Here is a 14138-nt window from a genome sequence, read left to right as displayed (position 1 = left end):
GAACGGGGCGGGCGCGGCGTCTCATTGACGTGCAGCCCGGGTCGCCCCGGTTCACCCGGATCGCCCCGGTTCGCCCGGACACGCCCGCTCGCACGACGACCACCGCACGACCATCCGCACGACTCCCCCAGCCGAAAGAGGACCCGAGATGTCGAACACCGCCGCTCCCACCCCCGCCACCCTGACCAGCAGCTCGCGCGTCGACGGCGCCGCGCGCGTGGACGGTGCCTCGACCGTGTCGTCCGACGCCGCGGGCACCACGCGGATCGCCGACGGCGTCGTCGCCAAGGTCGCGGGCATCGCCGCCCGTCAGGTGTCCGGCGTCCACTCGATCGGTGGCGGCGCGTCGCGTGCCGTGGGCGCGCTGCGCACCGCCGTCGGCCAGCAGGACCACGGCCAGGGCGTCAAGGTCGAGGTCGGCGAGACCCAGGCCGCCGCCGACCTCAGCATCGTCGTCGACTACCCGCTGTCGGTGCAGCAGGTGGCGGACGACGTCCGCCAGGCCGTCGCCGACGCCATCACCCAGCTCGTCGGGCTCGAGGTCGTCGAGATCAACATCGAGGTCAGCGACATCTTCATCGCCGGACAGGACGACGACTCGGACGGCACGAACGACTCGCAGCGGGTTCAGTAGACAGCGAGTTCACTGGTACCCGCGGCGGTCGTCCCGACACGATCGTCCCCGCAGCACCGCGGGCCGCACCCCACCGAGCCGACCGGCTCGACCGCACGACCCGTGCACCATCGCCCCAGGAGGCACCCCATGGCATCACTGCTCCGACGCTTCGCCCCGCTCATCGTGGGCTTCGTCATCAAGAAGATCATGAACAAGCGCGGTGGCGGCAACGGCCAGGCCGGCGGCTACCAGCAGCCCGGTCGTCGTCGCTGACCCACCGGCACCACCCGCACCGCCTCGGACGCAGGAGGCGCGACTCACGCGAGTCGCGCCTCCTGCGTCTTTCGTCGTCCCGGCAGCGCCGCTCAGGCGGCCGGGCGGGCCGACCGACGGGCGAGCAGGCGGTCGCTCGCCAGCACGGCGACGAGCACCACCGCGGCGACCACGATGTAGAGGACGGGCAGCGAGTCGAGCCCGGACCCGTCGAGCACGAGGGCACCGATCAGTGCTCCACCGCCGATGCCGGCGTTGAAGCCGGTCGTGTAGAAGGCGCTCGCGAGGTCGCGCATCCGCTCGGGGGCGACCTGCAGCATCCGGGTCTGGAACAGCGGCGGCAGCGCTCCGAACGTCACGCCCCACAGCACGAAGGCCACCAGCGACGGCACGAGCATGCCCTCGAACACGAGCATGCCGCTCACGGCCAGTCCGACCACGGCCACGCCGATCGGGATGCTCACCCGCGGTCGCGCCCCGAGGAACCACCCGACCATGCCGAGCCCCACGGCCCCGGCGACGCCGAACGCGAAGAGCCACGCGGCCAGACCCTGCTCGGGCACCCCGGTCGAGCGCACGAGGTAGGGCGTGATGTAGGTGAAGAACGAGTAGTGGCCGATCATGAAGACCGCCGTGATCACGCAGCTCAGGACGACGCCGAGCACGCTCGGCCTCGGCAGCGAGCGACGGCGACGGACGGCCCCCGCAGGAGGCGCGGTGCCGTCGACCAGCGTCGGGACAGCGTCGGTCACCGGCTCCGGCCCCGACTCGTGCGCCGTGCCCCGACCGACCGGCGGCAGGAACTTGTAGACGAAGACCGCACCGAGCGCCATGAGCCCGGCGAGGATGCCGAACGCCTCACGCCAGCCGAGGGCCTGGCCGAGCGCGGTGCCGAGCGGGACGCCCAGCACGAACGCGAGGGTGCCCCCGCTCATCGCGACGGCGAGCGCGCGGCCGACCTGCGCCCGGGGCACGAGGTGACCGGCGTAGGCCCCTCCGATGGCCCAGAACATGCCGTGGGCGAGACCGCCGAGCACGCGGCTGGCGAGCACGAGCTCGTAGGTCGGTGCGATCGCGGTGAGCCCGGCGCTGATCGCGAGGACGACGATCAGGCCGACCACGATCAGGTGGCGGGGCAGGCGACGGGTGAGGTGGGTGAGGCCGGTGCTGGTGAGCACGACCGTGAAGGCGAAGACGCTGACGAGCAGGCCGATGCTCGACTCGGTGACGCCGAGGTCGGCGCTCATCTCGGGCAGCAGGCCGGTCGGCAGCATCTCGCCCGAGATCGAGAGGAACGTGGCGACGGCGATGGCGATCAGGCCGGCCCACGGGAAGCGGGCGGACGGGGTGGACGAAGGCGCGGTGGGGCGCGGGGGTGCGAGTGTCATGGAACCTGGGGTGGTCGGCGGGCGCCGTTCTCTCGACCCGATGGTGGCCACGGGCCGGCCGATCGTGACGATCTGCCGGCGGCACGGCCTTCGCGGCAGGTGCCGTTCGTGACCGTGGGTGACTCGGGGAGGATGGTGATCCCGACTGCGCGCTGTCGTGCACGCCCGGGGCCGGGAGTACCGCCCGACCGAGGTCGATCCTACCCGCTCGTGCCCGGCCTGGCCAGGGGCCCGGTGTGCGGCGGCGCACCGCGTTTCGTGCACCGCACCTCGACTAGTCGCGGTGCGGTGCACGAAACGCGGTGCAGTGGCGTCAGGAGGCGCGGTGCGGGTCGGGCTCGCGCTCGCGGTCGCGGTCGAGCTCGCGGTCCAGGAAGCGGGCACTCGGCGGCTGGGTCTCGCGAGCCAGCATGAACACGACGACGATCTGCAGGAACGGGACCAACGCCCCGAGCCAGAACCAACCCCACCCCCAGGCCCGGGCGGCGTGCAGGCGACGGATGGTGAGCGTCGCCATGGGGACGAAGGTCATCAGGCACCAGAGACCCCAGACGAGGGCGACCCAGGTCGTGCCGCCCCAGGCCGGACCCGCGGGGCCGAACGGGCCGAGCGAGAACTGTCCGATCTGGAGGGACGCGCCCTGGCCCAGGCTGGTGCCCGGGCCCGCACCGGCCGGGCGGCCGAGGACGACGACCGGCCAGGGCGCGAAGAGCGACGAGCCGTAAGCGCCGATCGACCACGAGGCCACGCTCGCACCGCGCACCAGCGACCCGACGCCGACGTTGAGCACGAGGGCGAGGACGGTCTGGAAGAGCCAGATCCACCAGAACTCGGCCCGGCCCGCGCGGGCGTGCACCACGTAGGCGTTGCCGACGAACCGCCGGAGAGCCTGCATCGGGGTCGCGCCGGGCAGGGGCTGACGGTCGACCTCGAACCACGAACCCCTCGTCGTGCCTGCCGCCGTGCCCTCGCTCATCGGGACGACGATACGGGGACCGTGCCCGCGCCTCCATCCCCCACGCGAGCGAGATGTCCCCTCCCGCAGCGTCGCACCGCGTCTCGTGCAGGGCACCTCGACTCGTCGGGGTGTGCTGCACGAAAGGCGGTGCCGCGAGGTCCGGAGGCGCGGGTGCGGTCCGCGGCGGAGGGACCGACGGCTGCCTCCCCGGGAACGCACACCGCGCCTCCCGCGTTGACTGTCAGCATGAGCGCCGCGACCCCCGACCCGAAGACCTGCCGATCGTGCGGGCGCACCATCGAGTGGCGCAAGAAGTGGGCGTCGAACTGGGACGAGGTCGCGTACTGCAGCGACGCGTGCCGCAAGCGCAAGGTGACGGCGCAGGACCGCGAGCTCGAGCAGCGCATCCGCGACCTCCTGGCGGCCCGGGCGGCCACGTCGACGATCTGCCCCTCGGACGTCGCGCGGTCGCTGCACCCCGACGACGAGGACGCCTGGCGCGGATTGATGGAGCCCGTCCGTCGCGCGGCCCGACGACTGGTCGCCGCGGGCGAGGTCGACATCACGCAGGGCGGGTCGGTGGTCGACCCGTCCACGGCGAAGGGCCCGATCCGCATCCGCCGGCACCGGTCCTGAGCCGGGCGCCGACACGACGCGCGGGGCGAGCGGGCTGCCAGGGACGCTGAGGACGATCGGGGCGACCGATCGGGATCAGACGGGTTGCAAGGCCGACCAGGGCTCGACGGGCAGGTCGACTCCGACCGCGTCACCGGGTCGCACCTCTCCCCCGGCGAGCACGACGCCCATGACGCCCGCCTTGCGGACGAGTTCGCCGGCCTGGTCGCGTCCGACGACCGCCTTCAGCAGGCCCGACTCGAATCGGTCGATCTGCAGGCACGGATTGCGGAGTCCGGTGATCTCGACCCGCGCCTCCTGACCGAGGGTGAGCACGGTGCCGACGGGCAGACCGAGCAGGTCGACCCCGTGGGTGGTGACGTTCTCGCCGAGGTCGCCCGGCCCGACGTCGTAGCCGTGGTCGGCCAGGTCGGCGAAGAGCTCGGCGTGCATCAGGTGCACCTGCCGCAGGTTGGGCTGACTCGGGTCGCGCGCCACGCGGGAGCGGTGCTGCACCGTGGGCCCGAGGTGGGCGTCACCCTCGACGCCGAGGCCGGCGAGCAGGGTGACCCGCTCCACGGGCGGCTTGCTGAAGCGGTGGACGTCGTCGACGTTGACCGAGAGGACGGAGGCGCGGGTCATGTCGTCAGTCTGCCCGCGTCGGCCGCCGGGGTCGAGGGTGGTGCTGCGCGGGGCCGGGCTCGGCAGCGGTCGGGCTGGGCGGCGGTCGGGCTGGCCCGGGTGGGTCGCACCGCCGAATGGACGTCGCACCGTCGACATGGGCGGTGCGATGTTCAGTCGGCGGTGCGACAGCGGTGGCCCGGGCGGCGGTGCGACAGCGGCTCGCCGGGCGATGGTGCCGGCCGGGGCACGGGTCAGCGGCGGACGTCGTGCAGGTGGTGCACGGGGTCGTGCACGAAGTAGCGCGCGAGCGAGTCGACCGTGAAGGCCGAGCCGTCGCTGCGGAGGCCGGTGCGACCGAGCCGGTCGTCGGGCACCGCCTCGAACGCGTCGGCGACGACGGCCGCGGCGGCCACGAGTTCGTCGGCCACCACCGGAGGTTGCTGGGAGGCGTAGTCGTCGTCGAGCGCGGTGGCGTCCTGGTCCCAGTTCGCGAAGGTCGGCGCGTCCTCGGCGAGCATCAGCCGGAGGCGCGTGTCGAAGACCCGGAACACGTCGCGCACGTGCGCCCCGTACTCGAGGGTCGACCACGTGGCGTCGTCGGGCCGGGTGCGGGCGTCGGGCCGGGCGAGCTCGGCGGGCCAGGCGGCGGCGTTCTCGCGGACGAGGCGCGGCACGTCGCGGAACGCGACCTCGGCGGGGTCGAAGCCGCAGTCGTCGCAGGGGCGTTCGAGCACCCAGGTCCAGTTCTTCGTGTCGGGCGTGATCGGCATGGGACCGACGCTAGGACGCGCGACCCGACACCCGCCATCGAGATCCTGCCGACGTCGGTGCCCCCGGTGCCAACCGCGACCACGCGAGGCACCCGGTTTCGAACCGTGCACCCGGTTGCTACCGGGTGCACGGTTCGAAACCGGGTTCATGGCGGGGCGAGGCGCGGCGGGAGCGCCGGGACAGGGCGGGACGGGGCGCGGCGGGACAGGGGCTCGGGCGATCCGTGCCGCCCGACCGACATCCGCCTCCGGGATGACGTCGGCTCCGCGACCCGCCGCTACCGTCGACCCATGACGAACACTCAGCACGAGGGCCGACTCGCGGGGGCGGCGGCGAGCCTGCGACGGCGGGTCGACCGCCGCGAGGTGGCGTGGGTCGTCGGCACCACCGCGGCCCTGTTCGTCGCGGGCGCGGCGCTCGTCGGCCTGACGGCCTCGGCCGGCCGGGTGGTCGCGTCGCTGCTCGAGTTGCCGGGCGCGCTCGCGCAGGCCGCACTCGTGCCGTTCGTGGTGTGGGCCGTCCTCGTCGTCCTCGTCGCGTGGCGGTGGTCCGAGGCGCCGGTGTCACGCCGGGCCTGGCACTACGTCGCCGCGGCGGCCGTGGCACGGGCCGGCGTCGAGCTCACCGTCGGGTCGGGCGTCACGTCGGGCCTCCGGGCGGGCTTCTCCCTCTACACGGTGCCCACCGTCGTCTTCGTCAGCCTGCCGTTCGTCGCGACCGTCGGCCTGGCGTCGTTCGTCGTCCTCGCCGCGCGGTCGGGTCGGGGCGGCCGCGACGCCTCGGCGCACGACGGAGCACGTCCGGCCGAGCACGCACCCGTCGACGCCCCCGTCGACGCCCCCGCGGCCCGGGCGGACCGGGCGCCCCGCCCGCCCCGTCACCTCGTGCACCGCGTCGCCGTGATCGTCGAGGCGCTCGCCCTCGCGGCGGGCGTCCTGCTCACGCTCTCGCTGGCCGGGCAGTGGTTCTCGGCCGAGTTCAGCCTCTTCGGCACCCCCGTGACCGTCAGCCAGGAGGCCGCGGACAGCTGGCTCCGGACCCTCGTCGCCTGCCTCGCGTGCCTCGTCGTGACGCTGTTCGCCGCGATCACCGCCGGGCATCGAGGTGTCGTCGTGGCGGCCGTCGTCGTCGCCGGGCTGGTCGTGATCGGTGCCGTCGGGGCACCCGTCCCCGGGGACCGGTGGGAGTCCCCCACCCCCCGTCAGGAACCCCTGCCCGCGAACTACACCCCGTGCTTCAGCGGCAGCGGGAAGTGCAACTGACCCTCGGGGACGGCGAAGGTCAGGCGGGCGCGTCGACGTCGGCGCCGTCCCAGAGGTCGGAGCAGTCGACCGGCTCGGCGGCGTGCGCCCTGAGGTAGGGGCCCGCCCCGCGATCCCCGGTGAGGGACGCCGCGAGGGCCGACCAGTGGGACCGACCGACCACGACGGGGTGACCCGGGCGTCCGTGGAAGACGGACTGCCGCAGCGCAGCCGGGCCCAGGGGCACGTCGGCGGCCGGGGACGACAGCAGCCGCGCGACCGCGGACGACGGCAGACCCGGGTAGTCCACCAGCGTGATGAGGGCGAGCCGCGCCTCCTCGGGGTCGAGGGCGGCGAGCGCCTCCAGCCCGACGCGCAGTGACGTCGCGAGGCCGTCGGCCCAGTCGTCCGCGACGACGACCGCCACCCTCGCCCGACCGTCGACCGGCGGGAGGCGCGGGTCGGCGTGCGGCGCGTCCGTCGCCCCGCCCGGCACCGGTGTCTCGACCGTCAGGAGGCGCGGGTCGGCGGCCAGCAGCGCCCGCGCCTCGGTCGCGCCCGCCCCGAGCACGACGACGACGCGGTCACAGCCCCCGTCGAGCAGCGTCGTCACGGCGCGGGTCAGCCACGGCCCGCGCTCGTCGACCACGAGCGCCTTGGGACGGCCAATGCGCGTCCCGGCGCCGGCCGCGAGCAGCAGGCCGACGGACGTCGAGGAGTCGTCACCGGGCACGAGGTCAGGCTAGCCAACCCCGGAGAGCACCTCGCGCCGGCCGGCGACGTCCGACGTCGCGGTAGGTCGCGGTAGGTCGCGGGGCCGAGGCCGTGACACCATCGAGACCTGGCACCACCAGAGACCACCCGCTCGCCCGTCGCACCCGAGGAGCCCCGTGTTCGAGATCGCCGACCGCCTGCTGGCGCGACTCGACGCCGGCGAGCGCCTCGCCGTCGCGACGGCCGTGTCGGTCGTGGGCAGTGCACCCCGGACGGTCGGCACGTCGATGGCCGTCACCGTCGACGGCACCGTGATCGGCAGCATCTCGGGCGGCTGCGTCGAGGGCGCGGTCTACGAGATCTGCACGCAGGTGCTCGACGACGGCACGCCGCAGCTCGAGACGTTCGGGTTCAGCGACGAGACGGCGTTCGAGGTCGGGCTCAGCTGCGGCGGGCGCATCGAGGTGCTCGCCCGGCTCGTCACCCCGGACGACGCCGAGACGATCGCCGCCCTCCGCGATGCCGCCGCCGGGCGTGAGGCGTCGGCGCATGTCGTGCTCGGCCCGGTCCGCACCGGCGAGGTCGTGCCGACCGTCGACGACTGCGAGGGTCTGCGGGTCTTCAGCGAGCGCTCGGTGCCGCCGCCGCGCCTCCTCGTCTTCGGGGCGGTCGAGTTCGCCGTCGCCCTCTGCAACGCCGGGGCGGTGCTGGGCTACCGCGTGACGGTGTGCGACCCGCGTCCGGTCTTCCTGACCCGCGAGCGTTTCCCGTCGGCCGACGAGGTCGTCGTCGAGTGGCCGCCGAACTACCTGGCGCGCACCGGGGTCGACGAGCGCACCGTGATCGCGGTGCTGTCGCACGACGAACGGTTCGACGCCGACCTGGTCGAGGCGGCGCTGGCGTCCCCGGCGGCGTACGTCGGGGCCATGGGATCACGGGTCACGCACGACCGACGCGTCTCCGCCCTGGCCGATCGCGGAGTCGGGCCGGCGGCGCTCGGCCGACTGCACTCCCCCATCGGGCTCGACCTCGGGGCGAGCACGCCCGAGGAGACGGCCGTGTCGATCCTGGCCGAGGTGCTCGCCGTGCGGTCGGGCGCCTCGCGGGCTCCGCTGCGCGACCGTGACGGCAGCATCCACCTGATCAGCTGAGGCGCGAGACCCCAGGGTTCCGCCGAGGCGCCCGTGCGCGCAGAGGGTCTCGGCGAGCCCGTGGTGCGTCGGCGTCAGCCGGCCCCGCCCGGGCGGACCTTGGCGGTGTCGGCGACGTCGATGCGGGTGACGCCGTCGCCGCGCTCCTCGGTCGTGATGCGCGGGGCGGCGTCCGACTCGTCCGACTTCGGGGCACGGGTCAGCTGGTCGTGCCGCTTCTCGTCGTCGGTCATGCCGGTCGGGTCGTGGTCGACCTCGTGCCCCGGGCTGGTGTCGCGGCCGGCGCCGTCGGGACCGGGGGCCTGCGTGTCGTCGCTCATGCGGTCGACCGTACCCGCGCCTCCTCGGGTCCTGGCGCACGAGACCCCAGGAACCCGCCCAGACCCTCACGTGGGTCGATGGGGTCTGAGCGGGTTCCTGGGCCTCGGCGCCGGGCTAGCGGGTGAGGACGGCGAAGCCGCCAGGCTTGACCAGCACGACGCTGCGGCCCTGCACGTCGCGCTGCTGCACGAGGCGGCCCTGCGCGTCGTACGACGACGCCGACGTCCGACTGCCCCGCACGCCGACCGGGGTCGGCAACGGCAGCCGCGAGGTCGACGACAGCAGCTCGGTCGTCGTCGGGCGACCGTCGGCCGCCGTCCCGGCGAGCACGAGCCGCTGGACGAGCGGCCGCACGATCAGGCCGTCGACCACGGTCGCGTCGCGGCCGGCGGTCACGGTGATCGCCGTCGCTCCGGCACCGATCGGCACCGGCAGCGTCTGGGGCAGCAGAGCCCCGGAGGCGGCGGTCACGCCCTGCGCCCCGGCCTGCGTCGTCAGCGTCCCCAGGGGCACGCGTCCCGCCTTCCAGACCGACGTCGACCGCACTCCCTCGGCGGCGAGCAGGACCGGCTCGACGTGCCGCAACCCGGAGCCCGCGGGCACCGTGATCGTCGCGCTCTGCCCGGGCTCGAGCCGCAGCGCCGAGCCTCCGCCGTACTGCGACTCGCCCGTCCACGCCGAGTCGGGGGTGACGACCGTGCCCGTCGTGGGCGACGCCGTCTCGGCCTCGACCACCGTGAGGCCGTCACGCGACGTGACGCTCGTCAGCCCTCGAGCCTCGGCCGAGACGTCGGGGGCGCCGTCGAGGGCGATCATCGACAACAGGCCGTGGATCGTGCTCTCGGCACCGCTGTTGCGGTTCACCGTGCCGTCCGCCTGCACGCCGTCGAAGGTCACCCCGGTGGCCGGGTCGTAGACGGGGGTGCCCGAGCGGTTCGTGCCGAAGTACCAGCTCGCAGCGACGGCCGCGATGCGCTTCAGACCCGGGGCCCCCGCGCCGGCGCCGGCCACGGCGAGCGCCGACTGCAGCCGCGAGTCGGCTCCGTAGGCGATCTGCGTCTGGTCAACGGGCGTCGGGTACCAGGCGTTGTCGGGCCCGCTCGCGGTGAGCAGCGTGGTCGTGAACGAGGTCTGGTCGAGCACGGCCGGCTTCAGCAGGTCGGGTCGGGCGAGCACGGTCGACGCCCGGGCCAGGGCGACGGGCATCTGCGACGACCAGGCGTGCCACATCGAGCGGGACTTCGCCCAGGGCAGCACGGCTCCGTACGGCCAGGTCTGCCCGTCGCCGGACGACATCGCCGCGACGCCCTCGGCGAGCTGCGTCAGCGCGGTGCGCGAGGCCGCGTCACCCGGCACGACGGCCGAGTAGGCGCTCAGCCCGAGGACGGCCTCGGCCGAGGCGTCCGCTCCGGAGCCGATCAGCCAGGCGGGCACCTTCGCCCCGTCGGCCACGTCGTACCGACCGTAGCGGGCGAGCGTCTCGCGGTTCAGCGCCGTCACGCCGAGCTGCAGCCGCTGCTGCAGGAACGCGGCGAACTCGGGGTCGTCGTCCGCGAACGCCGCGTACCCCTCGCCGAACGCCCAGATGCTGCGGGCCAGCCAGTAGCTGTTGCCGCTGTCGGACGGGTCGGGCAGTTCGACCGGCACCGGGCTGCGGTTGAAGGTGCCGTCGGGCTGCATCCAGAGCACGACGTTGCCGGCGGCGTCACCGGTGGTCGTCTGGAAGTACGCGGTCGCCCGCAGCAGCTCGTACGCCTTCTGCCGGCTCGACTCCGAGCCGGTCTGCTTCCAGTCGCGCAGGTACACGACGGCCGTCCGTGAGACGTCGTCGCTGTTGTATGCACCCTGCACCCAGTACCCGGTCGCGGGGTCGAGCGGACCGCCGCCCACCCGGGCGAAGGTGCCGCCGTCGCGGGCGTCGGCGTAGGTCCACGGCAGGGTGAGCGTCGGTTCCGCGCTCTGCCGGTAGGTCGAGTGCCCGGCCTCGGGCACGGGCGTCGTCCGGTCGAGCAGGAAGTCCAGGTGCGCGAGGTTCGTCAACGGTGCCACGGCCGGTGCGGCCGCCGGGACGGTCGGCGCGGCCGAGCCGGGCGGCGCGGTCGCCGGACCAGGAGGCGCGGCGGCAGCAGGCAGCGCCCCCGTCACCCCCAGCACGGTCGCCAGGGCCGCGGCCAGCGCCGCGCCCGTCCATCGTGAGTTGCGTGCGATCATCGTCGACCGCCTCCTTCTTGTCGGTGATCCGTGGGTGCCGTCGGTCCGAGGGTGTCGTCGGTCCGAGGGTGTCGCCGGGCCGTGGGTGTCGTCGGTCCGTGCGCGACCTCAGGCGCGGTCGAGGCGGGCGACGCCGATCTTCGAGTCGGCCATGCCGTAGAACACGTAGGGGACGCCGTCGACGTGTTCGATCGCGGTCGGGAACACGACGTTCGGCACGATGCCGTCGCGCTCGTCGGCGGTCTCGGCCTCGAGCAGCGGCACCTCCGACCGGGTGACCACGCGCGACGGGTCGTCGGCGTCGAGGATCATCCCGCCCGCCGCGTAGTTCACGTTCTGCTGCTGGGCGAAGGCGTCGTCGATCACGCCGGTGACGCCGTGGTGCAGCAGCAGCCAGCCCTCGTCGACGCGCAGCGGGGGCGGGCCGCCGCCGATCTTCAGCTCCTCGAACGGGAACTCGGGGCCGGCGACGAACCGGTGCTGCCCCCACCGCGCCAACGCCCGCGGGTCGGCGGCGACCGCGTCGACCGGCACGTAGCTGATCCAGATCGAGTGCCGCCCGTCGGTGACGCCGGCCGGCAGCGGACTGCCCTCGCCCGGCACCGTCGCACCGATGTGCCACATCGGTCGGTGCAGCACGGCGAAGCTGCGCACGCCGTCCGGCGCGGTGACCGGCGACGGGAAGAACACGGTGTCCTTGTTGTGGAACAGTCCGAGGTCGGTGTCGAGCTCGTCGACGTACTCGAAGGTCGCGGGCCCGAGCCGGCGCCAGTCGCGCAGGTCGTCGCTCACGGCGACGGCGGTGCGCGGCCCGAGCGGTCCGTAGGCGACGTAGGTCATCACGTGCAGCCCGAGCTCCTCGATCCACGTGACGCGCGGGTCCTCGACGCCGGCGTGGGTCACGCCGCGTTCCCACCCGCGGTCGGGCGCGAGCACGACGCCCTCGCGGGTCACGCCCACGGGCACGCCGTCCTCGACGACGACCCGGGCCAGCCCGACGCGCGACACGTTGCCCGTGGCCACGAGCCGCGGCAGCAGGTAGAGCTCGCCGTCGGGCCCGCGTCCCGAACCGGGGTTGAGCACGCCCTCGGCCTCGTCGGGCGAGTCGGGGTCGGGGGTCATCACGACGCCCAGGCGGGTCAGTCGGTACGGGAAGTCAGCCATGGGAGGCCCTTTCGAGAGGCGAGAAGCGAGAGGCGGGAGGCGACGGAGGCGCGGTGCGAGGGGGGATCGCACCGCGCCTCCTGCGGTGGGGGCCGTCGGCACGACGACCCGGTCTGGGGGTGGGGAGCCGAGGAGGCGCGGCGCGCGCCGGTCGCGCAGCGCGCCTCCTCGGGTCGGGAGGCGGTCGGTCAGCCCTTCACGCTCGAGCCGACGTCGGTCGAGATGAAGTAGCGCTGGAACACGATGAACAGCAGCACGACCGGAGCGGCCAGCACGACGGCGCCCGCGAGGGTCGCGCCGAACGGGTTCGCCGCCGTCGCCGCCACGTTGCTGATGTAGTTCGCCAGCGACACGGCGAGCGGCTGCATCGACGCCTCCTTGGTGATGAGGAACGGCCAGAGGAACTCGTTCCACGGACCGATGAAGGTCAGCAGCAGGGCCGTGACCAGCGCCGGGCGCACGAGCGGCAACGCGATGTTCCACAGCAGCCGGAACTCGCCGGTGCCGTCGATGCGCGCGGCCTCGAAGAGCTCCTTCGGCAGCTGCAGGAAGTACTGCCGGAAGATGATCACCGCCGTCGAGTTGATGGCGAACGGCAGGATCATGCCCAGGTAGTTGTCGCTCAGCCCGTAGTTGCGCGCGATGAGCACGTACAGCGGGATGATCAGCAGCTGGAAGGGCACCACCTGCACGAGCAGCGCCAGCGCGAAGGTGACCCCGCGACCACGCCACTGCAGCACGGCCAGCGCGTAGCCGACCAGCACCCCGAACACGAGGGTGCAGGCGAGCACGCCGACCGTGAAGATGCCCGAGTTGAGCAGGCCGCTGAGCAGCCCGATGCGGCTGTCGATCGCGGCGTAGTTCTCGACCGTCAGGTTCGACGGGTGGGGGAACGCCCCGGCCACGGTCGGGTCGGGCTTGGTCTGCAGCGACCCGATCACCATGTAGTAGAACGGGAAGAGGAACGCCAGGGCGCCGATCGCCAGCACGACGCCGCGCAGCGTGGTCTGGGCCCGGGTCAGCGGCGGCTTCTTGCCGACCCGCAGGGGGCGGGCGGTGGTCTCGTCGGAGACGGTCATCTCAGTCCTCCTTTCCGCCGGCGAACCGGTTCTGCAGCAGGGCGATGACCAGCACGAGGATCACGAGCACGACGCCGATCGCGGCGGCCTGGTCGGGATTCCCCTGCTCGATGCCCTTCTGGTACATCAGCAGCACGGGCGAGGTCGACGCGCCGTTCGGCCCGCCTCCCCCGGTCAGCAGGTACGGCTCGGTGAAGAGGTTCGCCCCCGTGACGGTCGAGACGAGCAGCACGAGCACGGTGGCCGGACGCACGCCCGGGACGGTGACGGTGAAGAACGACCGGATCGGGCCGGCACCGTCGCTCGAGGCCGCCTCGTACAGCTCCTTGGGCACGTTCTGCAGAGCCGCGAGGTACAGCAGGATGTAGAAGCCGAGCTGCTTCCAGGTGACGAACAACGCGATCGAGGGCATGGCCCAGGCCGAGTTGATCAGCCACGACGGGGTCGGGGCCAACGGCCCGAGCACGTTGTTCACGAGACCGTCGCCGTTGAAGAGGAACAACCAGACCGCGACGACGGCGACGCTCGCCGTCAGGTACGGCACGTAGAACGCCACCCGCAGGAACCCCCGGAAGTGCGCGACCTTGTCGAGCGCCGTGGCGAGCACCATGCTCAGCACGACGGTCAGCGGCACGTTGATCACCAGGAAGACGCCGACGTTGCCGAACGAGCGGATGACCGCCGGGTCGGTGAACGCGGTGACGAAGTTGTCGAGGCCGACGAAGGGCCGCGCGACGACGGCACCGGGCGCCGTGAAGAAGTAGTCGTGGAACGCGATGTAGACCGCGTAGACCAACGGGTACGCGAACACCGCCAGCACGAACACCAGGTAGGGCGCGCTGAACAGCAGGCCGAGCGGGTGCTTGCCGAGGGGGCCGCCCCGCCGGCGCCCGCGCGGGTCGCCGTCGCGGCGACGGCCCGCCCGGTGCCCGGAGCCGGGACCCCCCGAGGAGGCGCGGTGCGCCTCCTCGGCTCGTCCGGCGGTCGGCGACGCTGCCGCCGCCTCGTGCAC

The 14138-nt window shown here is 73.7% G+C and carries 15 protein-coding genes; 5 read left to right on the top strand and 10 right to left on the bottom strand.

Features of this window, described 5'->3' with window-relative positions; genetic code table 11:
* Positions 1-148 precede the first annotated feature (148 nt).
* Positions 149-634 (top strand): Asp23/Gls24 family envelope stress response protein, encoded by a 486-nt coding sequence (locus tag OVA02_RS04410; RefSeq protein ID WP_267659317.1) that lies wholly within the window; start codon positions 149-151, stop codon positions 632-634.
* 129 nt (positions 635-763) lie between these two features.
* Entirely contained in the window at positions 764-889 is a 126-nt protein-coding gene (locus OVA02_RS04405) for a hypothetical protein (RefSeq protein WP_255349713.1), read from the top strand.
* Between the two features lie 92 nt (positions 890-981).
* Here the strand turns inward: OVA02_RS04405 and OVA02_RS04400 are convergent, their stop codons facing one another.
* Positions 982-2277 carry an MFS transporter gene (locus OVA02_RS04400; RefSeq protein WP_267659316.1) on the bottom strand — a complete coding sequence of 432 codons (1296 nt, stop codon included), beginning with the start codon at positions 2275-2277 and terminating at the stop codon, positions 982-984.
* A 313-nt stretch (positions 2278-2590) separates the two neighbouring features.
* Entirely contained in the window at positions 2591-3253 is a 663-nt protein-coding gene (locus tag OVA02_RS04395; RefSeq protein WP_267659315.1) for a DUF805 domain-containing protein, read from the bottom strand.
* Between the two features lie 228 nt (positions 3254-3481).
* Between OVA02_RS04395 and OVA02_RS04390 the strand changes: the two genes are divergently transcribed.
* Positions 3482-3871, top strand: coding sequence for a DUF2256 and DUF3253 domain-containing protein (locus tag OVA02_RS04390; protein WP_054147090.1), 390 nt, complete (start codon positions 3482-3484; stop codon positions 3869-3871).
* Between the two features lie 75 nt (positions 3872-3946).
* On the opposite strand, the gene OVA02_RS04385 is transcribed toward OVA02_RS04390, so the two are convergent.
* Together OVA02_RS04385 and OVA02_RS04380 are read right to left on the bottom strand one after the other, a co-directional pair.
* Positions 3947-4492 (bottom strand): MOSC domain-containing protein, encoded by a 546-nt coding sequence (locus OVA02_RS04385; protein WP_267659314.1) that lies wholly within the window; start codon positions 4490-4492, stop codon positions 3947-3949.
* A 233-nt stretch (positions 4493-4725) separates the two neighbouring features.
* Positions 4726-5244: a DinB family protein gene (locus OVA02_RS04380; RefSeq protein WP_056043301.1), complete on the bottom strand. Its 519-nt coding sequence runs from the start codon at positions 5242-5244 to the stop codon at positions 4726-4728.
* A gap of 291 nt (positions 5245-5535) precedes the next feature.
* Between OVA02_RS04380 and OVA02_RS04375 the strand changes: the two genes are divergently transcribed.
* Positions 5536-6507: a hypothetical protein gene (locus OVA02_RS04375; RefSeq protein ID WP_267659313.1), complete on the top strand. Its 972-nt coding sequence runs from the start codon at positions 5536-5538 to the stop codon at positions 6505-6507.
* 19 nt (positions 6508-6526) lie between these two features.
* On the opposite strand, the gene OVA02_RS04370 is transcribed toward OVA02_RS04375, so the two are convergent.
* The gene (locus OVA02_RS04370; protein ID WP_056043307.1) at positions 6527-7219 is read right to left on the bottom strand and encodes a nucleotidyltransferase family protein; all 693 of its coding nucleotides are present in this window, start codon (positions 7217-7219) and stop codon (positions 6527-6529) included.
* A 157-nt stretch (positions 7220-7376) separates the two neighbouring features.
* Here OVA02_RS04370 and OVA02_RS04365 point away from each other — a divergent pair, with 157 nt between their 5' ends.
* Positions 7377-8351 (top strand): XdhC family protein, encoded by a 975-nt coding sequence (locus OVA02_RS04365; RefSeq protein ID WP_056043310.1) that lies wholly within the window; start codon positions 7377-7379, stop codon positions 8349-8351.
* 74 nt (positions 8352-8425) lie between these two features.
* On the opposite strand, the gene OVA02_RS04360 is transcribed toward OVA02_RS04365, so the two are convergent.
* The 5 genes from OVA02_RS04360 to OVA02_RS04340 form a co-directional block, all read right to left on the bottom strand.
* Positions 8426-8671, bottom strand: coding sequence for a hypothetical protein (locus OVA02_RS04360; protein ID WP_056043312.1), 246 nt, complete (start codon positions 8669-8671; stop codon positions 8426-8428).
* A 115-nt stretch (positions 8672-8786) separates the two neighbouring features.
* Positions 8787-10883 (bottom strand): hypothetical protein, encoded by a 2097-nt coding sequence (locus OVA02_RS04355; protein ID WP_267659312.1) that lies wholly within the window; start codon positions 10881-10883, stop codon positions 8787-8789.
* A gap of 108 nt (positions 10884-10991) precedes the next feature.
* On the bottom strand, positions 10992-12047 hold the full coding sequence (locus OVA02_RS04350) for a glycosidase (protein WP_056043318.1): 1056 nt from the start codon (positions 12045-12047) through the stop codon (positions 10992-10994).
* 188 nt (positions 12048-12235) lie between these two features.
* Entirely contained in the window at positions 12236-12991 is a 756-nt protein-coding gene (locus OVA02_RS04345; protein WP_218141852.1) for a carbohydrate ABC transporter permease, read from the bottom strand.
* A 136-nt stretch (positions 12992-13127) separates the two neighbouring features.
* On the bottom strand, positions 13128-14138 hold the full coding sequence (locus tag OVA02_RS04340; RefSeq protein WP_056044485.1) for a carbohydrate ABC transporter permease: 1011 nt from the start codon (positions 14136-14138) through the stop codon (positions 13128-13130).

The sequence above is a fragment of the Frigoribacterium sp. SL97 genome (genome assembly GCF_026625765.1).
Classification (GTDB): Bacteria; Actinomycetota; Actinomycetes; order Actinomycetales; family Microbacteriaceae; genus Frigoribacterium.
The sequence above is the reverse complement of the archived record's forward strand: the minus strand, read 5'-3'. Positions and strand labels throughout refer to the sequence as shown.